17 protein-coding genes, 1 tRNA gene and 2 pseudogenes are annotated in these 21891 nt (G+C 72.5%); 10 read left to right on the top strand and 10 right to left on the bottom strand.

Features of this window, described 5'->3' with window-relative positions; translation table 11 throughout:
* Window positions 1–108 precede the first annotated feature (108 nt).
* Window positions 109–1563 carry an aldehyde dehydrogenase gene (locus HJG43_14375; GenBank protein UER55528.1) on the top strand — a complete coding sequence of 485 codons (1455 nt, stop codon included), beginning with the start codon at window positions 109–111 and terminating at the stop codon, window positions 1561–1563.
* A gap of 42 nt (window positions 1564–1605) precedes the next feature.
* Here the strand turns inward: HJG43_14375 and HJG43_14380 are convergent, their stop codons facing one another.
* Window positions 1606–2526: a glycosyltransferase gene (locus tag HJG43_14380; GenBank protein UER55529.1), complete on the bottom strand. Its 921-nt coding sequence runs from the start codon at window positions 2524–2526 to the stop codon at window positions 1606–1608.
* Between the two features lie 198 nt (window positions 2527–2724).
* Complete coding sequence (locus tag HJG43_14385) at window positions 2725–2934, bottom strand: hypothetical protein (protein UER55530.1); 210 nt, start codon at window positions 2932–2934, stop codon at window positions 2725–2727.
* Between the two features lie 108 nt (window positions 2935–3042).
* On the opposite strand from HJG43_14385, the pseudogene HJG43_14390 reads away from it, so the two are divergent.
* Window positions 3043–4604, top strand: a pseudogene (locus HJG43_14390) (IS1634 family transposase).
* Between the two features lie 57 nt (window positions 4605–4661).
* Here HJG43_14390 and HJG43_14395 read toward each other — a convergent pair.
* Together HJG43_14395 and HJG43_14400 are read right to left on the bottom strand one after the other, a co-directional pair.
* Window positions 4662–5952: pseudogene (locus tag HJG43_14395) on the bottom strand (ISL3 family transposase).
* Between the two features lie 267 nt (window positions 5953–6219).
* Window positions 6220–7773 (bottom strand): AMP-binding protein, encoded by a 1554-nt coding sequence (locus tag HJG43_14400; protein ID UER55531.1) that lies wholly within the window; start codon window positions 7771–7773, stop codon window positions 6220–6222.
* Between the two features lie 115 nt (window positions 7774–7888).
* On the opposite strand from HJG43_14400, the gene HJG43_14405 reads away from it, so the two are divergent.
* Window positions 7889–9517 carry a long-chain fatty acid--CoA ligase gene (locus tag HJG43_14405; GenBank protein UER55532.1) on the top strand — a complete coding sequence of 543 codons (1629 nt, stop codon included), beginning with the start codon at window positions 7889–7891 and terminating at the stop codon, window positions 9515–9517.
* Window positions 9518–9592: 75 nt separating this feature from the next.
* Here HJG43_14405 and trxA read toward each other — a convergent pair whose 3' ends face one another.
* From trxA to HJG43_14435, 6 genes are all read right to left on the bottom strand, one after another.
* Window positions 9593–10045 carry a thioredoxin gene (gene trxA, locus HJG43_14410; protein UER55533.1) on the bottom strand — a complete coding sequence of 151 codons (453 nt, stop codon included), beginning with the start codon at window positions 10043–10045 and terminating at the stop codon, window positions 9593–9595.
* 6 nt (window positions 10046–10051) lie between these two features.
* Entirely contained in the window at window positions 10052–10345 is a 294-nt protein-coding gene (locus HJG43_14415; GenBank protein UER55534.1) for an NrdH-redoxin, read from the bottom strand.
* The gene (locus tag HJG43_14420) at window positions 10342–10863 is read right to left on the bottom strand and encodes a peroxiredoxin (protein UER56004.1); all 522 of its coding nucleotides are present in this window, start codon (window positions 10861–10863) and stop codon (window positions 10342–10344) included. Before HJG43_14420 ends, HJG43_14415 begins: the two co-directional genes overlap by 4 nt.
* Before the next feature lie 325 nt (window positions 10864–11188).
* Complete coding sequence (locus HJG43_14425; protein ID UER55535.1) at window positions 11189–11776, bottom strand: PIN domain-containing protein; 588 nt, start codon at window positions 11774–11776, stop codon at window positions 11189–11191.
* A gap of 3 nt (window positions 11777–11779) precedes the next feature.
* Window positions 11780–12343 (bottom strand): helix-turn-helix domain-containing protein, encoded by a 564-nt coding sequence (locus HJG43_14430; protein UER55536.1) that lies wholly within the window; start codon window positions 12341–12343, stop codon window positions 11780–11782.
* Window positions 12344–12581: 238 nt separating this feature from the next.
* A tRNA-Leu gene (locus HJG43_14435) sits at window positions 12582–12665 on the bottom strand.
* Between the two features lie 165 nt (window positions 12666–12830).
* On the opposite strand from HJG43_14435, the gene HJG43_14440 reads away from it, so the two are divergent.
* Genes HJG43_14440 through pknB form a run of 7 tightly spaced genes read left to right on the top strand, consistent with a single transcriptional unit; the run spans window position 12831 to window position 21633 of the window.
* The gene (locus tag HJG43_14440; protein UER55537.1) at window positions 12831–13541 is read left to right on the top strand and encodes a DUF3662 and FHA domain-containing protein; all 711 of its coding nucleotides are present in this window, start codon (window positions 12831–12833) and stop codon (window positions 13539–13541) included.
* Window positions 13538–14050 carry an FHA domain-containing protein gene (locus HJG43_14445; protein ID UER55538.1) on the top strand — a complete coding sequence of 171 codons (513 nt, stop codon included), beginning with the start codon at window positions 13538–13540 and terminating at the stop codon, window positions 14048–14050. Before HJG43_14440 ends, HJG43_14445 begins: the two co-directional genes overlap by 4 nt.
* A 3-nt stretch (window positions 14051–14053) precedes the next feature.
* Window positions 14054–15442 (top strand): serine/threonine-protein phosphatase, encoded by a 1389-nt coding sequence (locus HJG43_14450; GenBank protein UER55539.1) that lies wholly within the window; start codon window positions 14054–14056, stop codon window positions 15440–15442.
* Window positions 15442–16857 (top strand): FtsW/RodA/SpoVE family cell cycle protein, encoded by a 1416-nt coding sequence (locus HJG43_14455; GenBank protein UER55540.1) that lies wholly within the window; start codon window positions 15442–15444, stop codon window positions 16855–16857. The genes HJG43_14450 and HJG43_14455 overlap by 1 nt, the downstream gene beginning before the upstream one ends.
* Window positions 16854–18311 (top strand): penicillin-binding protein 2, encoded by a 1458-nt coding sequence (locus tag HJG43_14460; GenBank protein UER55541.1) that lies wholly within the window; start codon window positions 16854–16856, stop codon window positions 18309–18311. Before HJG43_14455 ends, HJG43_14460 begins: the two co-directional genes overlap by 4 nt.
* A complete protein-coding gene (locus HJG43_14465; protein ID UER55542.1) occupies window positions 18308–19732 on the top strand; it encodes a serine/threonine protein kinase in 1425 nt (474 codons plus the stop codon). Before HJG43_14460 ends, HJG43_14465 begins: the two co-directional genes overlap by 4 nt.
* A 2-nt stretch (window positions 19733–19734) precedes the next feature.
* Window positions 19735–21633: a Stk1 family PASTA domain-containing Ser/Thr kinase gene (pknB, locus tag HJG43_14470; GenBank protein ID UER55543.1), complete on the top strand. Its 1899-nt coding sequence runs from the start codon at window positions 19735–19737 to the stop codon at window positions 21631–21633.
* Window positions 21634–21891: the final 258 nt, after the last annotated feature.

Raw genomic sequence — 21891 nt, forward strand, 5'->3', positions numbered from 1 at the left:
TGATTCGGGTACCCGTGCACTGTGCACCCAAGTCGCCCCGCTCGCACGGTGAGCGGTTTGATGGGGCCGCTGCACCCGGAGGCACCGCGAACCGACCTGAGGAGGCCCATGCGCACCCCCGTCGACACCGACCGCCTCGACGTCCACCACGTCGGCGGAGTGGCCGTGCCGGGCCGCGGCCGGCGGGAGATCCACCGCCTCGACCCCGCAACGGGCGGGCCTGGCCACATCGTGCTGGCGGCCACGCAGGACGAGGTGGCCGCGGCCGTGGACGCGGCGTCCGCCGCGAGCGCGGACTGGCGGCGCACGGCGCCGGCCGAGCGGGCGGCGGCGCTGCGCCGGGCGGCGCACGGCGTGCGCGAGTCGGCGGACGAGCTGGCGGCTCTGCTCACGGCCGCGACCGGACGGCCGCTGGCCACCGCTCGCGAGAGCGCCCACGTCGCCGCCGACCTGCTCGAGGAGGCGGCGGTCACGGGCCTGGGAGCCACCGGCCGGACCCTGGCCGGGGCCCCCGCCGCGCTCGACGTGGTGCGCCGCGAGCCGCACGGCGTCGTCGCCGTCATCACCCCGTGGAACGACCCGCTGCCCACCGCCGCCGGTCTCGTCGCTGCTGCGCTGGTGACCGGGAACACGGTGGTCCACAAGCCGTCCGAGCGAAGCGCCCTCGCCGGGTACGAGATGGCGCGGATCATCGCCGAGAACGTGCCGGCCGGCGTGCTCGGGGTCGTCAACGGCGACGGCGACACCGGGGCCGCGCTGGTCGCGGACGAGCGCGTCGGGCTGGTCGCCCACGTCGGCTCCACCGCCACCGGACGCGCCATCGCGGCGACAGCCGGTGCTCGAGGTGCCCGGGTGCTGCTCGAGAACGGCGGCAAGGACCCGCTGGTCGTCGACGCCGGGGTGGACCCCGGCTGGGCGGCCCGGCAGATCGCGACCGGTGCCTTCACCAACACCGGCCAGCTGTGCACCTCGGTGGAGCGGGTCTACCTCCACGACGCCGTGGCCGACGACGTCCTGGCCGAGCTGGTGCGGATCGCCGAGCAGACGGTCGTGGGCGACCCGCGGCAACCCGCCACGGAGCTCGGGCCCCTCGTTGACGAGGCGCAGCTGGACGTCGTGGCCCGGCAGGTCGAGCAGGCCGTCGCCGCCGGCGCTCGTCTGCTCACCGGCGGCAGCCGGCTGGACCGGGCGGGCAGCTGGTACCCGCCCACCGTGCTGGACGGGTGCACCGAGGACCTCGAGGTCATGCGGGAGGAGACCTTCGGCCCGGTGGCGGCGGCCGTGCGGGTGCCCGACTTCGCGACCGGGCTGGCGTTGGCGAACACCGGCCGGTACGGGCTGGCCGCCACGGTGCTGACCCCGGACCTGCGCCACGCCCTGCGAGCCGCCGAGGAGCTGGACGTGGGCACGGTCAAGGTCAACGCGGTCTTCGGTGGCGCACCCGGCGGCTCGGCGGACCCGCGCCGGGACTCGGGCTCCGGTGCGGGCTACGGGCCGGACCTGATCGCAGCGATGACGCTGCTCAAGACCGTGCACCTGGAGGGGCTGCCCGCCACGCCCTGACGAGGACAGTGCCGCGCACGGTGGTCTTGCCGCACCCGGTGCTCACCGGCTGCTCTCGGGTCGGGGCGCGAGGCGGTAGCGGCGTGCCGTGGACCGGCGCTGCGCCGACTCCAGCACCCGGAAGCGCTGCTCCGTCCGCGGCGGCAGGACCCGCCGCTCACGCAGCACCCACGGCAGGCCGCGCAGTGCCGCGAGCACCCCGGCGAGCGCGGGGCTGCCGGGCCGGACGTCGCTGAGCACCGCGGCCGTGCGGCGCAGGGCCGCGGGCAGCGGCCGGCGCAGCCAGGTGAACCACAACGTGTTCCGGACGCCGTCGCGCAGGCGACGGCGCTCGTCGCGCAGCGTCGAGGCCTGGTGGTGCACGGTGAGCTCCTCGAGGTAGCACAGCTCCCACCCCTGGGACGCGAGGTCGGCGGCGAGGAGCTCCTCCTCCCCGCCCAGCCACAGGCGCGGGTGGAAGCCGCCGACGGAACGGAACGCCTCACGGCGGACCACCGAGGCGCCGGCGAGGAAGCTGCCCAGCGCCGGGCCGGGCAGCCCGCTGCGGCCCTGCACCGGCGAGTCCCGCAGCTCGGCGACGATGGGGTCCTCCGTGCCGGCCGGTTCCACGACGATGCGGGCGGTCACCACCGCGACGTCGTCGTGGGCGTCCAGCACGTCGGCCGCCCGAGCGAGACTGCCCGGTTCCCACCACGTGTCGTCGTCGCAGAACGCGACGTAGGGGGTGTCGAGCCGCTCCACGCCGACGTTGCGGGCGACCGCACCGAGGTTCTCCGTCGCGACCACGAGGTCCACCCACGGGTGGTCGGCGCGCACGGCTGCGGCGGTCCCGTCGCCCGAGGCGTTGTCCACGACGACGACCCGCGGCTGCTCGGGCAGTCGCCGCAGGAGCCGCAGCGTCCGGTCGAGCTCGGCACGACGGTTGTGGGTGATGACCACGACCCCGGTCCGGGTGTCCCTCACACCCGCCCACCCTCCCCGTGATCATGCAATCCCGCCACCCCGCACAGCCCGCCTCCCCACCACTCGTGATCATGCAATCCCGCCACCCCCCGGCTCGCAGAATGCTGGGTTGGTGGCACGACACGCCGCTCAAGCCATGCTGAGCGCAGCATTCTGTGGTGGAGGCGCGTCACCTCACCGGCCGGCGTCCGCCATCAGTCAGGGCTTCTGGTCGACGGCGTAGGCGATCGTCTGCGCGACGATGAGACCGCCGCGCACGACGAACGAGTCGGTGCCGTCGTGCACCTGCAGATCGGGTGCCTCCCCGTGCCAGCGGAGCATCGCGAACTCGTCGGCGGCGATGACGTCGTCGTAGCGGTATTGCCCGGCTCCGACGTAGGTCTTGAGGATGCTGGCCAGGCGCCTCACCTGACTCGTGCCACTTCTCCGGGATCTGGTGGGTGCGGGGGGATCGCTGCTGGTCAGAGGGTTGAGTAGGGGGGCTGCGACACACTAATCGGTGGGTAGTGTCGCCGGGTGGTGTTCGTTCGGAAGGTGCGGACGGGGTCGGGGGCGACGGCGGTGCAGATCGCTGAGCGGGCGGGCGGGCGTGACCGGGTGCTGGAGCACGTGGGGTCGGCGCGCACGGCGCAGGAGCTGACGGCGCTGCTGGAGGTCGCCCGCCGCAAGATCCGCCCGGGTCAGGGCGAACTGGACCTCAGCGGTGGGTCGGTGCCCGCTGGTCAGGCGGTCATCACCAGCCGGTCCAGTGCCCTGCTGTGGCACGTCCTGGTCAGCACGTACGCGCGGTTGGGGTTCGACGCGCTCGGGGACGAGGCGTTCAAGCAGCTGGTGCTGGCCCGGCTGGTCGAGCCGACCAGCAAGGCCGACTCTGTGCGTGTCCTGGACGAGCTGGGGGTCGCTCACGCCTCGCTGCGCACGATGTTCCGGTCGCTGGCCCGCTGCCAGGAGCGTGGGTACCGGGACCAGATCGCCAGGGCGTGCTTCGAGCACGCCAGTGTCCACGGTGATCTGTCGCTGGTGCTGTACGACGTCACCACCTTGTACTTCGAGGCTGAGAAGGAGGACGACCTGCGGCGGGTCGGGTACTCCAAGGAACGCCGCGTGGACCCGCAGATCGTCGTTGGGCTGCTCGTGGACCGGGCCGGGTTCCCGCTCGAGGTCGGCTGCTTTCAGGGCAACAAGGCCGAGACGACCACGATCCTGCCGATCATCCAGCAGTTCCAGGCCCGCCACCAGGTCGCGGACATGGTCGTCGTCGCCGACGCGGGGATGCTGTCGGCGGCGAACCTGCGGGAACTGGACGAGGCGAACCTGCGGTTCATCGTCGGCTCGCGGGTCACCAAGGCGCCGGTCGACCTGGCCTCCCACTTCCGCTGGCACGGGGACGCGTTCACCGATGGGCAGGTCATCGACACGATCACCCCACGCTTGTCCACCGGCACCGCCCGCAGCAGCAACGACACCACCAAGCGCGCCGAACCCGTGTGGGACCCGGCCGTGCACGAGCGGTCGTGGCGGGCAGTGTGGTCGTACTCCAGCAAGCGAGCCGCCCGCGACGGCAGGACCCTCACCGCGCAGGAGAACAGGGCCAGGGCAGTGGTCTCCGGGGAGAAGGCCGCCCGCACACCCGGTTCGTCACGACGGCGAACGGCGCAGTCAGTCTCGACCAGGCGGCCCTGGACCGCGCCCGCCGGCTCGTCGGGTTGAAGGGCTACATCACCAACGTGCCCGCCACGCTCATGGCGGCCAGTGAGGTCATCGACTCCTACCACTCGTTGTGGCAGGTCGAGGCCTCGTTCCGCATGAGCAAGAGCGACCTACGGGCCCGTCCGGTGTTCCACCACGACCGCGACGCGATCGAGGCCCACCTCACTGTCGTCATGGCCGCCCTCGCCGTCGCCCGTCACCTGCAGAACACGACCGGGATGAGCCTCAAGAAGATCATCCAGGCGTTACGCCCGCTGCAGCAGATCACCGTCAACATCGCCGGACACGAACATCCCGCCAGCGACCCCCTCACCGACACCGCCCGCACGATCATCGACGCTGTAGGTGTCAAGTGGCCGACACACTAAATCGGCACGAGTCAGGCCTCACGCCGTCCTTTCCGGCTCTCCTGACTGATCCGTGGGTCATCTGCGGCCGGGGAGGGTGGGGCGGTGGCCGCCGAGGTTGAGCATGGCGAGGGCGATGAGGGCCTGTGGTGAGGCGAAGCCGAACGCGATTCTCGTGATGAGCCGGATCTTGGTGTTGACCGATTCGATGCGGCCGTTGGACAGTCCGTGGGCGATCGCGGCGAGGATCGCGGCCTTGTGTTTGACGATGCGGCGCTGGAGCGCGACGAAGGCGTCGATGCGGCAGCGTCGCGCCCAGGCGATCCAGGCCTCGAGCGCCTCGACGGCTTCCTGGTAGGGGAGCTGGAAGACCAGCCGCAGGCCCTCCTTGAGCAGGTACGCGCGGTACAGCTTCGGGTCGTTCTTGGCGATCCAGTCCAGTTTGGCTGCCTGTCGTGGGGTCAGGTTCTCGGGGTTCTTCCACAGTGCCCAGCGGGCGCGTTTGAGGGTCTTGGCGTGGCCGGTGGCGATGCGTTGGGGTCGTCCGTGGGAGCGGCCGTTGCCGGTGGTCCCGCCCGGTGCTCGGCGGGCGGTGTTCCAGGCCTGCCGGCGCACGGCGTCCAGGGCGTCGGTGGCCCAGCGCACGACGTGGAAGGAGTCCGCGCAGCGCACCGCGTTCGGGCAGCGCTGGGTGACCACGTCCTCGATCCAGTCAGCGCCATCGGCGCTGACGTGAGTGATCAACGCGCAGCGGTCCTCGCCGAGGGCATCGAAGAACGCCGCGACGGTGCGCCGGTCCCGTCCCGGCGCGGCCCACACCAGGCGGCCGGTGTCGTGGTCGACGACCACGGTGAGGTACTTGTAACCGCGCTTGTAGGAGATCTCGTCGATCCCGATGCGCCGCAACCCGCGCGAACCGGTCGTTCACCGCCTCGACGTCGGCCCAGACCCGGCTCACGATCGACCCGACAGTGCGCCACGCGATCCGCATCAACTCGGTGATCGCGGTCTTGGAGCACTGGGTGGCCAGCCAGGCGACCTGCTCGTCGAAGGCGAGGGTGTGTCCGGCGTCGTGCCGCGCCCACGGCACCGCCGCCACCGTCGGACCATGCACCGCGCAGTTCACCCGCGGGGCGTCGGCCTCCAAGAACACCTGGACCGTGCCCAGGTCCAGGGCACGCCACCGCCGTCGTCCCTGCCCGCGGTCGTAGGAAGGAGCTCTGCGCTGGCACCGCCCACACCGCGCACGGGCCCGGGCACGCGGCCGCACATGGGCGACCAACCGCTGGTCGTCCTCCTCGAACTCAACGTCCTCGACGACCGTCTTCTCGACCCCCAGCAGGGCCCGCCATAAGGTGCTGTTCTGCACGCCGTTCTCCGCTCACTGGTTCCTGGCCCTTGACAGCTCAGAAACCTACGCAGAGAACGGCGTGCGCCCATCCAGGCACGCCCACCCACCCACGGAAGCAGCAGGAGAGCCTCCTTTCCTCGGGTGACACCCTCACCCCAGGAGAGCAGGACGACGTCGTCGTGGTAGTTCTCGGCCAGGTCGCCCTCCAGGTCCCCGGCGGCGCGGTGGGCCAGGTGGGAGCGGATGACCTCGTCGGTGGATCGCATACCCCAAGTGGACCTCGAGCTAGTTGACCTGGCGGGTGCGGCCTTCCCAGTACGGGGCGCGCAACTTGAACTTCTGCAGCTTGCCGGTGGCCGTACGGGCCAGCTCGTCGCGGAACTCCATCGAGGTGGGCGCCTTGTACCCCGCCATCCGTTCCTTGCAGAAGGCGATCAGCTCGGCCTCGAGGTCGGGCGACGGCTGGTAGCCCTCGGCCAGCACCACCAGCGCCTTGATGGTCTCGCCCCACTTCTCGCTCGGCACGCCGATGACGCACACCTCGGCCACGGCGTCGTGGGAGAACAGGCAGTCCTCGACCTCGATCGAGGACACGTTCTCCCCGCCGGTGATGATCACGTCCTTCTTGCGGTCGGCGATCGTCAGGTACCCGTCCTCGGAGATGAAGCCGCCGTCACCGGTGTGGAACCAACCGCCCTCCAGCGCCTTCGCCGTCTCCTCGGGCTGCTCCCAGTAGCCCTCGAGCACGACGTTGGAACGGGCGAGCACCTCACCGGCGCCCTGCTCGGAGTGGTCGCTGGCGAGCCGTACCCCGAGCGCCGGGGCTCCTGCGCGGGCCAGCTTCTGGGCGCGCTCCTCGGGGGAGAGGTCGTCGTACTCGGCGCGGTCGCGGTTGACCGTCAGTAGCGGCGAGGTCTCGGTGAGACCGTAGATCTGGATGAACTCCCAGCCGAGCTCCTCCTGGACGCGCCTGATCGTCTTCGTCGGTGGCGGCGCACCGGCCATGATGATCCGCACCCGGTCCCGGCCCGGCACCTCGCCGTCCCAGTCGGGCAGCGCGTCGAGAACAGCGGCCGCGACAGCCGGGGCCGCGCACATGACCGTCACGCCGTGGTCGCGCACCCGGCGAAGGATCTCCGCGCCGTCGACCTTGCGCAGGATGACGTGCTGCGCGCCCACCCCGGTCATGGCGAACGGCATCCCCCACCCGTTGGCGTGGAACTGCGGCAACGTGTGCAGGTAGACGTCCCGGTCGCTGATGGTGGTGTGCAGGCCGAACGTCACCGCGTTCACCCAGATGTTGCGGTGGGTGATCTGGACGCCCTTCGGGCGGGCGGTGGTGCCCGAGGTGTAGTTGATCGTCGCCGTGGCGCCCTCGTCCGGCTCCCACTCAACGGGTTCCGCGCCCTCGGGAGCATAGAGGTCGTCGTCGTCACCGAGCACGAACGTGTGCTCGCACTCCACGTCCTTGAGCGACTGCTCAAGCTCGGGGTCGACGTAGAGCACCCGGGCACCGGAGTGCTGGACGATGTAGGAGACCTCCTCGGGCCGGAGCCGGAAGTTCACCGGCACCAGCACCCGGCCCCACCCGCAGACGCCGAAGAACGACGTCAGCAGCCGGCTGGAGTTGTGGCTGACGACTGCGACCCGCTCGCCGACGCCGACGCCCAGCTGGTCGAGCTTCGCAGCCTGACGGCGTGCCAGGTCACCCAGCTCCCGGTAGGTCAGCTGCCCCTGGCTGGGCGCGGGCTGATCGGGTTCGTCGACCACGCCGATCCTGTCGCCGTACACGGTGACAGCACGGTCGAGGAAGTCGCGGACACTCAACGGGACGAACATGGCGCTCCCTTCGACACCGGCGACCTTACCAACGGCCCATGCCACGGCCACGTCATGGCCATGAAATCCCATGGAAACCCTCGATCGCGGCCGAGTTCGGTGGCAGGATCACGCCATGCGCGGCTTGATGCAGGACTACCCACTCACCCTCGACGCCATCTTCCGACACGTCGAGCAGCACTTCGGCGACGGCACGATCGCCACGAACACGCCCAAGGGCGTCACCCGCACGACCTACGGGGACTGGGCCCAGCGCACCCGCCGACTCGGCGGCGTCCTCGACACGCTGGGGATCAGCGCCGACGGCCGGGTCGGCAGCTTCGGCTGGAACACCCAGCGGCACCTGGAGCTGTACTTCGCCGCCCCGGGCACCGGCCGGGTGCTGCACACGCTCAACATCCGACTGTTCCCCGACCAGCTCACGTACATCGCCAACCACGCCGAGGACGAGGTGGTCTTCGTCGACCGCACCGTCTTCCCGGTGTTCTGGCCGCTGGTCGAGACGATGAAGACCGTCCGGCACGTCGTCGTGATGGACGACGGCGGTGACTGCGAGCTGCCGGACGACCGGCGGATCCTCGACTACGAGACCCTGCTGGCCGAGGCCGAGCCCGTCGAGTTCGCCGTCCGGGACGAGAACCTGGCCGCGTCGATGTGCTACACCAGCGGCACGACCGGGAACCCGAAGGGCGTCGTCTACTCGCACCGCTCGATCGTGCTGCACACCATGGCGGCGCTATCGGCGAACGCCTTCAGCATGGGGGTGCGTGACGTCGCGATGCCGGTGGTCCCGATGTTCCACGCCAACGCCTGGGGTATCGCACACGCCGCCCCCGCCGCCGGCGCCTCCCTCGTGCTGCCCGGACCGGTCATGCAACCCGAGGCGCTGGCGAACCTCATCGTGGACGAGGGAGTGACCTTCACCGCGGGCGTCCCGACCGTGTGGCAGGGGGTGCTGCCGCACCTGGCCGGCCGCCCGCACCAGCTGCGGGAGATCGGCTGCGGCGGCTCGGCGGTGCCCAAGGCCCTCTCGGAGGCCTACCGCGAGCAGGTCGGGCTGCCGATCCTGCAGGCCTGGGGGATGACCGAGACCAGCCCGCTGGCCTCCTCCAGTGTGCTGCCCCGCCGCTACGCCGACGCGGACGCCGCCACCCAGGCCGACCAGCGGGCCCGCGCCGGCATCCCGATCTTCGGTGTCGAGGCCCGGATCGTGGACGCCGACACCCTGGAGCCGCAGCCGTGGGACGACCGGGCCACGGGAGAGCTGCAGGTCCGCGGGCCGTGGTGCGCGCAGGAGTACTACCGACCCGACGCGGGCGTGGTGCTGTCCACCGAGGACGGCTGGATGCGCACCGGCGACATCGCTGCGATGGACCCCTACGGGTCGATCCGGATCGCCGACCGGACCAAGGACCTGATCAAGTCCGGCGGCGAGTGGATCAGCTCGGTCGAGCTGGAGAACGCGATCATGAGCCACCCGAAGGTCGCCGAGGCCGCGGTGGTGGCCGTGCCGGACCCCAAGTGGGGTGAGCGGCCCCTGGCCTGCGTCGTCCTCAAGCCCGGGGAGACGGCCACCCAGGAGGAGATCCTCGACCACCTGGAGCCGCTGGTGGCCAAGTGGTGGCTGCCCGACGCAGTGGAGTTCATCGAGGAGGTTCCCAAGACCAGCGTCGGGAAGTTCTCCAAGAAGACCCTGCGGGAGAGGTTCGCCGACTACCGGCTGAACTCGGCGACCAACCGCTAGCCCAGAGCCCTTGTCCCACTGAGGTTCACGGGACACGCCGTCGCCGCCCGGCGACGGCGTGTCCCGTCTCCGGCGTCATGCCGGCGACGGGGCTTCTCGCAGGGCCCCGTCCAACCAGGCGCGCAGCTGTGGCGGGGGCAGCGCTCCGACGGTACGCGCCACCTCGGACCCTCCTCGGTAGAGGAGCAAGGTAGGGATAGCGGTCACCTGGTGACGCGCGGACACCTGCGGTGACTCGTCGGCGTTCACTTTGGCGACCTTCAGCCGGCCCGCGTAGTCGACCGCCACCTGCTCGAGGACGGGCGCGATCGCCCGGCACGGGCCGCACCACGGCGCCCACAGGTCGACGAGGACGGGCACGGAGCTGTCGACGACGACCTCGTCGAAGGTGGCGTCGTCGGCCACGACGAGGCGCGGCAGGTCGGCGTGGCAGACCGCGCACCGGGCGCGGCCCGCCGTCGGGCTCGCGACCCGGTTGCGCTTCCCGCAGGACGGGCAGGTGACGATGCTCGCCTCAGCCGTTGCCACCGGTCGTCACCAGCCTCCGTGCCGGACCAGCGCGTTCTGCAGCTCCATGAGGCTCGGAGCCATGTACCAGTCGCCACCGACGTAGACCAGCGGCGTCCGCAGGCGGTGACCCAGCGTCAACCGCAGTCTGTGCTCGATCTCAGGGTGGAGGTCGAGGTCGACGTACTGGAAGTCCACTCCGGCCCGGCCGAGGGCGCGAGCGATCATCTGGGTCAGCCCGCACCACCGGTGGCCGTAGACCGCGACGGGCACCGTCGAGGGACGCTGCCGGACGGGCGCGCCGACGTCGAGGATCGTCATGTCGTCTGCACCTCCACTCCGGTCTCGACTCCGGTCCGGGCGACGGCGTCCAGTGCGCTGACGAGCTCGTCCCACGGCGGCAGGTGGTGGAGCTGGGGCGACACGTAGGTCCAGCGGATGACGCCGTCCGCGTCGACGAGGTACACGGCGCGCTCGCTGAACCCGTCAGGCTCCCGCCACACCTGGTAACGCCGGGCGACCTCGCCACGCGGGTTGAAGTCGGACAGCAGCGGGTAGGTGATGCCGCGCACGTGCGCCCACGCGCCGTGGCTGTAGATGGAGTCGACCGAGATCCCCAGGAGCTGGATCCCGCGAGAGCTGAACTCCTCGTGCTCCTGCTGGTAGAGCTCCAGCTGCACGCTGCACCCAGGGCTCCAGTCGAGCGGGTAGAACACCAGGGCGACCGGACGGCCCCTCAGGTCCGAGAGCCGGACGACGTCGCCCGCGGCATCCGGCAGCTCGAAGTCCGGTGCGGCCGTGCCGACCGGCAGGCCGGTCGAGAGACGGTCACCCTCCATCGGCGGGGCGGTCCGGTACAGGTCGCGCACATCGGTCGACCCCGAACTAGGCGTCAGGTCCTCGGGAAGGTCATCCACGAGTGAAAGCGGGTCGGTGCGCAGCGGGTCCTTCTCTGACAGGTCGGACAGCATCTCAGCGCCTCCTTGTCCAAGCCCTCGAGCCGCTGAGGCTCCCGTCCTGGCGGCTCGGGTCGGGGAACTGAAATCCGACACGTGAGACGAAGGAAGCCGGCCGAATATTCCCGCCGCCGCCTCCCAGGCACCGTACGGGTCCTGACTGCTGCGGCCACCTTCGTCGCCGCCGTCATCCCTCGCCAGTGCCCCCTCAGGACAATGCGTCATCCGCCTGTGATGTGTCACCAAGCTCCTGGCGCCTCACCTCCTCGGCGAATGCCGGGACGCCGGCGCGCGCCAGGCTGGCGAGCAGCTGCCCCATCGTCAACTGCGGACGGCGGGCCTGGCTCACCTGTGCCTCGAGCGCCCGCCGCACCATCGGTGGGTGCAGGTCGAGCTGGTCGAGCAGGAACGCGTCCGGGGTGACGACCGAAATCTGGTGAGGATGGGTTGACTCGTGCGGGAAGTCCTTGACGTTGAACGTCACGACGACCTCGCAGCGTGCCGCGACGGCCGCCGCCAGGACGTGTCGATCCTTCGGGTCGCAGGCCATGGCCTCGACGAGCACCTCGTATTCCTCGACGGCGGCGTGCGGGAACGCGCGCCGCATATGGGCCACGCGGCGCTCGGCTCTCTCTAGCGGGATCCCGGCATGGCGGACCAGCGCCTCGACGAGCTCGCCCAGCACGCCGGCCGACCAGTGCGGCCGGTAGGCGCCCTGCTCGGCGATCCGCAGCATCGTGTCGCACAGCGTCGCGCCATACAGGACATTGGTGTCCAGGAACGCCGGGAACGCCATACGTCACCGAGTCCGGGGAGGCGGACCGTCCGTCCTGGCGTAGAGATCGTCCCGCACCGCGTCGGTCACCATCTGGTCCAGCGCGGCGCGGCGCTCCACCTGCATCCGCTGCTGGTAGGCGACGAGGTCCTGCAGTCGAACGAAGCGGTGCCGGCCCGGCTTGTGCATGGGGATCTCGCCGCGCTCAAGGATCCGGACGAGCGTCGGACGGGAGACCCCGAGGTAGTCCGCGGCCTCCTGAGTCGTGAGCATCGCACTCAGCGGTGCGACGCTCACCCCCATTCCGCTGGACAGCGCCTCGGCCACCTGTCGGAGCACGGCGAACATCGGCTCCGGCAGCTCGTAGCGCTGTCCGTTCGCGGCTACCAGCGCGGGCCGTGGACCCACCGCCGCGAGCCCCGCCTCGTCCAGGACGCGCGCAACCTCGGCGATCAGCGCGCCCTGTGCGTCATCGGGTACGTACGTCCTGGCGTCGCAGCCGGCCGCAACCCTGGTCACGAATCCTCCTGATATCGACTGCCGCCCCCACACCTCCCCAGAGTAGTCGAACAAAACGAACGCGTCCATGATCCCCGTGACCACTCACACAAACGGAGGGGCCCCCGCCCTCCGAGCCCAGGCGTGGGCGAGCGGACCGACCGCTCACCCACACCCCCGGCGTCCGACGGGTCGCCCTCGGGTCGGTCCCCGGGCCCGGGACCGTGGTCCACGCCAACAGGAGTCCACGCCAACAGAAGACGACGAGGACGGGCGCCCAGGTCGCTGGTCGCCCCGTCCTCGGACCCGAATCATCTCCGGGTTGCGGTGCGCGAGGGGGGAGTTGAACCCCCACGCCCTTTCGGGCACACGGACCTGAACCGTGCGCGTCTGCCTATTCCGCCACTCGCGCGAGCGTCGACGACCCTAGCACGCATCGGTCCCTGCCCCGGACGGCGAGGAGTGCGCGGAGGGTGGCTGCGGCTACGATTCCGCGAGGGGCCGGCAGCACCGGCCCCGTTCCGTGTGCCGGGACTGCATGCGGCACCGGACGTCCCCGAGGCGTGAGGAGGCCGGCGTGGGAGTGCTGGACCGCTTCGAGCGCGGGATCGAGCGCGCGGTGAGCGGGGCCTTCGCGCGCGCCTTCAAGGCGGAGGTCCAACCGGTCGAGCTGGCCAGCGCGCTGCGGCGGGAGACCGACACCGAGGCTGCCGTCGTGGCCCGCGACCGGGTGCTCGTCCCCAACGCCTTCGTCATCGAGCTCGGCCCCAGCGACCACGACCGGGTCGCGCAGTGGGACGACACCCTCGCCGAGGAGCTCGCCGACGCCGTCACCGAGCACGCCCGCCACCAGCGGTACGCGTTCGTCGGGCCGGTGTCGGTGCGCTTCCACCGGGACGAGTCGCTGGACACCGGCGTGTTCCGGGTCCGCAGCGCCCGGGTCAAGGGCCGCATCGCCCCGGCGACCGCGGCGACCGCGACCCCCCGCCACCCGGTGCTCGACGTCGACGGTCGCCGCTACCAGCTGACCCGCGAGGTCACGGTCATCGGCCGTGGCTCCGACGCCGACGTCGTCCTGGACGACCCCGGCGTCTCCCGCCGGCACGCCGAGATCCGGCTCGACGACCACGGTGCCCTCGTCCGCGACCTGGGCTCGACGAACGGCACCTTCGTCGACGGCGAGCGCACTCCCAGCGCCCGGCTCACCGACGGCAGCCGGCTCACGCTCGGTCGCACGAGGATCACCGTCCACCTGGCCGGCCACGGTGACCAGGACGAGGGCGCATGAGTGAGCTGACCCTCACCGTCCTGCAGCTGGGCTTCGTCGTCCTGCTGTGGGTGTTCGTGCTCGCCGTGGTCGCAGTGCTGCGCCGCGACCTCTACGGCGGCACCACCGTCGCGCGCCGCAGCCCGTCGCCACGCAGCCCGTCGCGTCGTCCGCAGCCCGCGGCCCCGGCAGCCTCCCGACCGGCCGGCCCGCCCCCGTCGTCCCCCGCTGCCACGACGAACCCGCGGACCCTCGTGGTGACCGCCGGCTCCCTGGCCGGGACGACGCTGACCCTGGGCAGCAGCCCGGTGCTCATCGGTCGGGCACCGGAGTGCACCCTCGTCCTCACCGACGAGTACGCCTCCGGCCGGCACGCGCGGCTGTTCCCGCGGGACGGCCGGTGGTGGGTCGAGGACCTCGGCTCCACCAACGGCACCCGGCTCGGCCGCTCGCCGGTGACCGCCCCGACGCCGGTCGAGCCCGGCCAGCAGCTGCGCATCGGGCGGACCGTTCTCGAGCTGCGGAGGTAGCCCGTGGTCGCGCTGCGCTTCGCCGCCCGCTCCGACATCGGCCACGGCCGGTACAAGAACAACCAGGACTCCGGCTACGCCGGTCCGCACCTGCTCGTCGTCGCCGACGGGATGGGCGGGCACGCCGGGGGGGACGTCGCGTCGTCCATCGCCGTCGGGGAGCTGAGCCGGCTGGACGGCGAGTCGCACGGCCCGGAGGCGGTCGCCCAGCTGGAGGCCGCGATCCGCCGCGCCCGTGAGCTCATCCAGGACCGCGCGGACGACGAGCAGGAGCTCGCCGGGATGGGCACGACCGTCACCGCCGTCCTGCGCTCGGGCCGCAAGCTCGTCCTGGCCCACATCGGCGACTCCCGCGCGTACCTGCTGCACGACGGCGAGCTCACCCAGGTCACCCGCGACCACACGTTCGTGCAGAGCCTGCTCGACGCCGGCCGGATCACCGCCGAGGAGGCCGAGCGCCATCCCCAGCGGTCCGTGATCACCCGCGTGCTCGGCGACGTCGACGCCTCCAGCGAGGTGGACACCTCGGTGCGTGAGGCCACCGTCGGCGACCGCTGGCTGCTGTGCTCCGACGGGCTGTCCGGGGTCGTCTCGGCGGACACCCTCGCCGAGACGCTGCGCGTGGTGGAGGACCCGGCGACCTGCGCCGAGCGGCTCGTCGAGCTGGCCCTGCGGGCCGGCGGCCCGGACAACATCACCTGTGTCGTCGCCGACGTCGTCGACGACACCCAGACCCCGGACGCCGTACCGGTGGTCGTCGGGGCGGCGGCCGGTCGAACCGGCCCCGGGGCCGTCCCGCAGGACAGCCCCGCCGCCCGGGCCGCCGCACTCACCGCCACCCCCGGCGACCGAGGCGCCGAGCACGCCGAGGACGGCGAGGACGGCCCGCCACCCGAGCACGGCGGACGTCGGCGGGTCCTGCGCGCCCTGGCCGCCCTCGGCGTCGTGGCCGTGCTGGTGGCCGGTGGCTGGGCGGCGTACGGCTGGAGCCAGCAGCAGTTCTACGTCGGGACCGCGGGGACGGACGTCGCGATCTACCGCGGCCTCACCCAGGACGTCGGTCCGCTGAGCCTGTCCGCCGTCCACGAGCGCCAGGACCTGCCGGTCGACACCCTGCCCCGGGTCTGGCAGGACCGGGTGGCCGACGGGATCACCGCCGAGGACCTCCCGGACGCCGAGCGGATCGTCGCCGACCTGCGACTGCGTTCCGACCTGTGCACCCCGGTCCCGGTGACTCCGAGCCCCGCACCGTCCCCGACGCCGACCACCGGGACGACACCCGCGCCCGGTCCCGGCGCCCCGGACGCCCCCTCCCCGACGTCCGGTCTGACTCCCGCGCCGGCGCCGTCCCCGACCGCGACCCTGCCACCCGGGTGCGAGGTGGGCGACTGATGGCCACCGTCACCGAGCCCGCCCCGCGCACCGGCCGCAACGTCGAGCTGGCCCTGCTCGTCCTGGCCGTCGGGGTGGCGATGGCCGCCTACGCCCTCGTCGGCCTGGCCCAGGACGGCGTGTGGCCGCCGGGCCTGCTCGGGTACGGCGCCGGGCTCGGCGCGCTGGCCGTCGCGCTGCACCTCGTGCTGCGCTGGCGGGCGCCGTACGCCGACCCGGTCCTGCTGCCCATCGCGACGGCGGTCAACGGGCTCGGGCTCGCCGTCATCCACCGCCTCGACCTCGCCGAGGGCCAGTCCGGTGCGTCCGCGTTCGCCCCCCGCCAGCTGGTGTGGACGGCGATCGGGGTCGCCGCCGCGGCAGCCGTCCTCGTGCTGCTGCGCGACCACCGGATCCTGCGCAGGTACACCTTCACCGCGATGGTCGCCGGGCTCGTCCTGCTCCTGCTGCCGCTCGTGCCGGTGCTCGGGACGACGATCAACGGGGCCCGGATCTGGATCCGGCTGGGGCCGTTGAGCTTCCAGCCCGGCGAGCTGGCCAAGATCGCGCTCACGGTCTTCTTCGCCGGCTACCTCGTCACCCACCGGGACACCCTGTCCCTGGCCGGTCGCACGGTGCTCGGCCTGCAGCTGCCGCGGGCCCGGGACCTCGGCCCCATCCTCATCGCCTGGGTGGCGAGCATGGGCGTCCTCGTCCTGGAGCGGGACCTCGGCACGTCGCTGCTCTTCTTCGGCATCTTCGTCGCCATGCTCTACGTCGCTACCCAGCGGGTCGCCTGGATCGCGCTCGGCCTCGGCCTGTTCGCCGCCGGCGCCGTCCTGGCCTGGAGCCTGTTCGACCACGTCCAGGGGCGGGTGCAGGCCTGGCTGGACCCGTACGACCCGGCCGTCTACGACGCCGAGGTCGGTGGCAGCTACCAGCTCGTCCAGGGCCTGTTCGGGATGGCCAACGGCGGTCTCATCGGCACCGGTCTCGGTCAGGGCCGGCCCGACATCGTCCCGTACGCCGAGTCCGACTTCATCGTCGCCGCGATCGGCGAGGAGCTCGGCCTGGCCGGGCTCACCGCCCTGCTCCTGCTGTACCTCGTGCTCGTCCAGCGCGGCCTGCGCGCCGCGGTCGGCGTCCGGGACGGGTTCGGCAAGCTGCTCGCCGGCGGGCTCGCGTTCGCTGTCGCCCTGCAGGTCTTCGTCGTCGCCGGCGGGGTCACCCGGGTCATCCCGCTCACCGGACTGACCATGCCGCTGCTCGCCTACGGCGGCTCCTCGCTCGTGGCCAACTGGATGATCGTCGCGCTGCTGCTGCGGGTCAGCGACGCGGCCCGCCGCCCCGCCCCGGTCGTGGTCAGCACCTCGTCGTCCTCGGCGGACACCGCGGCCACCCAGGTGGTCGCCGTCCGCCCAGGAGGTACGTCGTGAACACCCCGCTGCGCCGGCTCTCGGTCGTGGTCGCGGCGTTCTTCGCGATGCTGCTGGCCGCCTCGACGTGGATCCAGTTCGTCCAAGCCGACGACCTGAACGCTGATCCGCGCAACAGCCGCACCCTGCTGCGGGAGCTCGGCCGGGAGCGCGGCCCGATCGTCGTCGCCGGCGACCCCGTCGCCGAGTCGGTGCCGGACGACGACCAGGACGCCTTCGAGTACCAGCGCCGGTACCCGGCCGGGGAGCTGTACGCCCACCTCACCGGGTACTACTCGGTGTACTTCGGGGCCACCGGCCTGGAGGCGGCCGCCGGGGACCTGCTGTCCGGCAGCGCCGACCAGCTCTTCTACCGCCGGCTGTCCGACCTGCTCACCGGTGCCGAGCCACGTGGGGCGGTCGTCGAGACCACCGTCGTCCCCGCCGTCCAGCAGGCCGCGGCCGAGGCCCTCGGCGACCAGCGCGGCGCGGTCGTGGCCCTCGACCCGCGCACCGGCGACGTGCTCGCCATGGTGTCCTCCCCGGACTTCGACCCCAACGCGCTCGCCTCCCACGACCGGGAGACCGCGGTCGGTACCCGTCAGGCCCTCCTGGACGACCCGGCGCGGCCGCTGGAGAACCGGGCGATCTCCGGGCGGCTCTACCCACCGGGGTCGGTGTTCAAGCTCGTCACCGCCGCGGCCGCGCTGGAGTCCGGCCGGTACGACGAGAACAGCGTGGTCCCGGGCCCGGCCGAGCTCGACCTGCCGCAGACCACCGTCACCCTGCCCAACGCCGGCGGCGGCGCCTGCGGACCGGACGACGAGGTGTCCCTGACCGACGCCATGCGGCAGTCCTGCAACACCGCGTTCGGGGCCATCGGCCTCGACCTCGGCGGTGAGGCGCTGCGGGACCAGGCCGAGGCGTTCGGGTTCGGTCAGGACCTGCGCATCCCGCTACGGGTGACCCCGAGCAGCGTGCCGGAGGAGCTCAACGCGCCGCAGACCGCTCAGTCCGCGATCGGCCAGTACGACGTGCGGGTCACCCCCCTGCAGATGGCGATGGTCGCCGCCGCGATCGGCAACGGCGGCGTCGTGATGGAACCGCAGCTCATCTCCTCGGTCCGCAGCGCCGAGCTGGAGGTCATCGACGAGCCGCAGCCCACCGAGCTCGGCCGAGCGGTCTCGGCGGAGACCGCCGCCGCCCTCACCCGGATGATGACCACCGTCGTCACCGACGGCACCGGACGTGCGGCGCAGATCGACGGCGTCGACGTGGCCGGCAAGACCGGCACCGCCCAGCACGCGCCGGGTGCCGCGCCGCACGCCTGGTTCACCGCCTTCGCGCCCGCGCAGGACCCGACCGTCGCCGTCGCCGTCGTCGTCGAGGAGGGTGGGGAGGCCGGCAGCGAGGCCTCCGGTGGCCGGACCGCCGCCCCCATCGCCCGGGCCGTGATCGAGGCGGTGCTGCGGTGAGGCCGCAGCCCGACGCCGTCCTGGGCGGTCGGTACCGGCTGCTCGACCGGATCGCCGTCGGCGGCATGGGCGAGGTGTGGCGCGCCCGCGACGACGTGCTCGGCCGCGAGGTCGCCGTCAAGGTCCTCAAGGAGGAGTACACCGGGGACCCCGGCTTCGTCGAACGGTTCCGGGCGGAGGCCCGGCACAGCGCCGCCCTCACCCACCCCAACATCGCCGGCACCTACGACTACGGCGAGGAGGAGCACAGCACGTACCTCGTCATGGAGCTCGTCCCCGGCGAGCCGATGTCCGACCTGCTAGCCCGCGAGGGCCCGCTCGCGCCGCGCCGCGCCCTGGACCTGCTGGCCCAGGCGGCGCGCGGGCTGTCCGCGGCGCACGCCGTCGGCGTCGTCCACCGGGACGTCAAGCCCGGCAACCTGCTCGTCACCCCCGACGGCCAGGTCAAAGTGACGGACTTCGGGATCGCCCGGGCCGTGGACGCCGCGCCGCTGACCGCCACCGGGCAGGTGATGGGGACGGCGCAGTACCTCGCCCCGGAGCAGGCGTCCGGCGGCTCCTCGACCCCCGCCAGCGACGTGTACGCGCTCGGGGTGGTCGCCTACGAGGCACTGACCGGCTCCCGGCCGTTCGACGGCGGCTCCCAGGTCGCCGTCGCCCTGCAGCACGTCAACGACCCGCCACCGCCGCTCCCGGACGACGTGCCCGCCGGCGTCCGGGAGCTGGTCGAGCGCTCGCTCGCCAAGGACCCGGCCGACCGCCCCGCGGACGCCGGCGAGTTCGCCGAGGCGGCCGAGGCGCTCGCCGCCGGTACCGACCTGCCGGCACAGCCGGTCACGACACCCCCGACCCCCCCGACGGCCCCGCTGCCGGCGTCCGGGAGCGGCGTCGGGGACGGCGCCGCGGCGACACCGTTGACGACCCGTCCGCCGCGCGGGCTGACCTGGCCGCTGGTCGCCCTGGTCGCGCTGGTCGGGTTCGTCGTCACCGGGGCACTGGTGACCGGGGCGAACGAGGACACCGGGGCCGTCGTCCCGGGCGACACCCCGGTGGCGACGACGGGAACCCCGACCGGCCCTGCGCCGTCCGAGCCACCGGTGACGACGCCGCCGCCCACCGAGGCCCCCGCTGACGAGGACCCCGAGCCGGCGACCAGCGGTCCCAGCGGGCTCGAGATCAGCGCCGACGAGCTGGTCGGCCAGGACTTCGAGACCGTGAAGGCGACCCTGGAGGGACTCGGTCTCAAGGTCGAGCGTCGCGACGAGAAGGACACCGACGCACAGAAGGGGACCGTCGTGGCCGTCTCCGAAGGCGCTTTCGCCGCCGGGGACACCGTGACCGTCGTCGTGGCGGACCCCCGACCCCAGCCCGACGAGGGCAACAATCCCGGCAAGGGCAACGACAAGGACGAGGACAACTGATCGTGGACGACGCACCCCGCATGCTCGGCGACCGCTACGAGGTCGGAGCCCTGCTCGGACGAGGTGGCATGGCCGAGGTGCACCTGGGCCGCGACACCCGGCTGGGTCGTCGCGTCGCCATCAAGATGCTGCGCTCCGACTTCGCCCGAGACCCCGTGTTCCAGGCCAGGTTCCGCCGCGAGGCGCAGTCGGCCGCCGCGCTCAACCACCCCAACGTCGTCGCCGTCTACGACACCGGGGAGGACGTCGTCACCGAGTCCGGTGGTGCGCAGGCCCGGGTGCCCTACATCGTCATGGAGTACGTCGAAGGGCACACCGCCCGGGACCTGCTGCACAACCGGCCCGCCGGCCCGGACGGCACCTCCCAGGGGGTCGGCGTCGAGGAGGCCATCACCATCACCCTGGGCGTCCTGGAGGCCCTCGAGTACAGCCACCGTGCCGGCATCGTGCACCGGGACATCAAACCCGGGAACGTCATGATCACTCCGCGCGGCGACATCAAGGTGATGGACTTCGGCATCGCCCGCGCCGTCGCCGACTCCTCGGCGACGATGACCCAGTCCCAGGCCGTCATCGGCACCGCCCAGTACCTGTCACCCGAGCAGGCCCGGGGGGAAACCGTCGACGCCCGCAGCGACCTGTACTCCGCCGGGTGCCTGCTGTACGAGCTGCTCACCGGTCGGCCACCCTTCGTCGGCGACTCCCCGGTGTCGGTGGCCTACCAGCACGTGCGGGAGGTCCCGCAGCCGCCGTCCTCGCTCAACCCCGAGGTGCCGGAGGCGGTCGACCGGGTGGTGCTGCACGCCCTGGCCAAGGAGCGAGGCGACCGCTACCCGGACGCCGCGGCCTTCCGCCGAGACCTGATCGCCGCCAGGGACGGGCGACCAGTCTCCGCACCGGCCGTCGCCGCTGCTGCGGCCGCCGCCGCGGCGGCCACCCAGGCTCTGCCCGGTGTGGGCACCGCTGCCACCCAGGCGATGCCGGCGGCCGGCGCCACGGGTGCCACCGTTCCCGTCGGTGCGCCGCCGTCGCCACCGACCGAGACGATCACCGCCCGCGACGTCCAGGACCCACCGCCGCGACGCCGTCGCCGGGCCGCGGGCTACGTCGGGCTGGCGCTTGCCGTCATCGCCGTGTTCGCCGTCGCGGCGCTGCTGACCAGCAACCTCGTCGGTGGCACGTCCACGATCGAGCAGGTGCAGGTCCCGCGGCTGATCGGGATGACCGCGCCGGAGGCGAAGGCCGCCCTCGACGAGCTCGAGCTCGAGTACGCCCAGGGCGAGGACGTCGAGGACACCGAGGCGGAGCCGGGCACGGTCGTGGACCAGACTCCCGAGGAGCGCACCACCGTCGACGTCGGGACCACCGTCACGGTGCGACTGGCCGCGGCCCCTGGCAACGTCAACGTCCCCGACCTCGAGGGGCGGACTCAGGAGGAGGCCCGCACCGCCCTGCAGGAGCTGGGCCTCGAACCGGGCGTCGTCACCACGGAGGACTCCCCCGACCACGACGCCGGCCGGGTCGTGCGAACCATCCCGCCGGCCGGGCAGTCGGTGCCCGAGGGCACCCAGATCGACCTCGTCCTGTCCTCCGGGCAGGTGGAGCTGCCGGACCTCGTCGGAACGCCGTACCCGGAGGCGCGCGCCGAGCTGCTCGACCTCGGTCTCCAGGTCGTCATCGAGCGACAGCCGACCGACGAGCAGGAGCCGGACGCCGTGGTGTCCCAGGACCCGGCTCCCGGCCGGGTGGAGCGGGGCAGCGTGGTCACCCTCGTCGTCGCCGACCCGCTGCCTGAGCCGTCGACACCGACGACGAGCGCGCCCACGACGACGACACCCCCGGCCGAGCCGAGCACGCCGCCCACCACGGAGCCAGCCCCGCCGCCCACCCCCGCCCCCTGACCTCGGTGATCATGCAATCCCGCCACCCTGTCCAAGCCGCCGCGCGCCCCGTGCGTGGATCCCTCTGCCCCATCGGTGATCATGCAATCCCGCCACCCCCGCACTCAGCACCAGTTGGGTCGGGCGGCTCCACCACAGAATGCTGCGCTCAGCACAACCCGGCCGGCGTGTCGCGCCACCAACCCAGCATTCTGCGAGCCGGTGGGTGGCGGGATTGCATGATCACGGGGGTCAAGAGGGACGGCGAGGGTGGCGGGA

The organism is Kineosporiaceae bacterium SCSIO 59966, from assembly GCA_020881835.1.
GTDB lineage: Bacteria > Actinomycetota > Actinomycetes > Actinomycetales > SCSIO-59966 > SCSIO-59966.

Coding starts and splice junctions, on each gene's coding strand:
- HJG43_14415 (UER55534.1), bottom strand. CDS start 10,345: ATGACGATCCTCGACGTCGGCGCGCCCGTCCGGCAGCGTCCCTCGACG.
- HJG43_14400 (UER55531.1), bottom strand. CDS start 7,773: ATGTTCGTCCCGTTGAGTGTCCGCGACTTCCTCGACCGTGCTGTCACC.
- HJG43_14425 (UER55535.1), bottom strand. CDS start 11,776: ATGGCGTTCCCGGCGTTCCTGGACACCAATGTCCTGTATGGCGCGACG.
- HJG43_14375 (UER55528.1), top strand. CDS start 109: ATGCGCACCCCCGTCGACACCGACCGCCTCGACGTCCACCACGTCGGC.
- HJG43_14420 (UER56004.1), bottom strand. CDS start 10,863: ATGGAGGGTGACCGTCTCTCGACCGGCCTGCCGGTCGGCACGGCCGCA.
- HJG43_14405 (UER55532.1), top strand. CDS start 7,889: ATGCGCGGCTTGATGCAGGACTACCCACTCACCCTCGACGCCATCTTC.
- HJG43_14430 (UER55536.1), bottom strand. CDS start 12,343: ATGGACGCGTTCGTTTTGTTCGACTACTCTGGGGAGGTGTGGGGGCGG.
- HJG43_14445 (UER55538.1), top strand. CDS start 13,538: ATGAGTGAGCTGACCCTCACCGTCCTGCAGCTGGGCTTCGTCGTCCTG.
- HJG43_14455 (UER55540.1), top strand. CDS start 15,442: ATGGCCACCGTCACCGAGCCCGCCCCGCGCACCGGCCGCAACGTCGAG.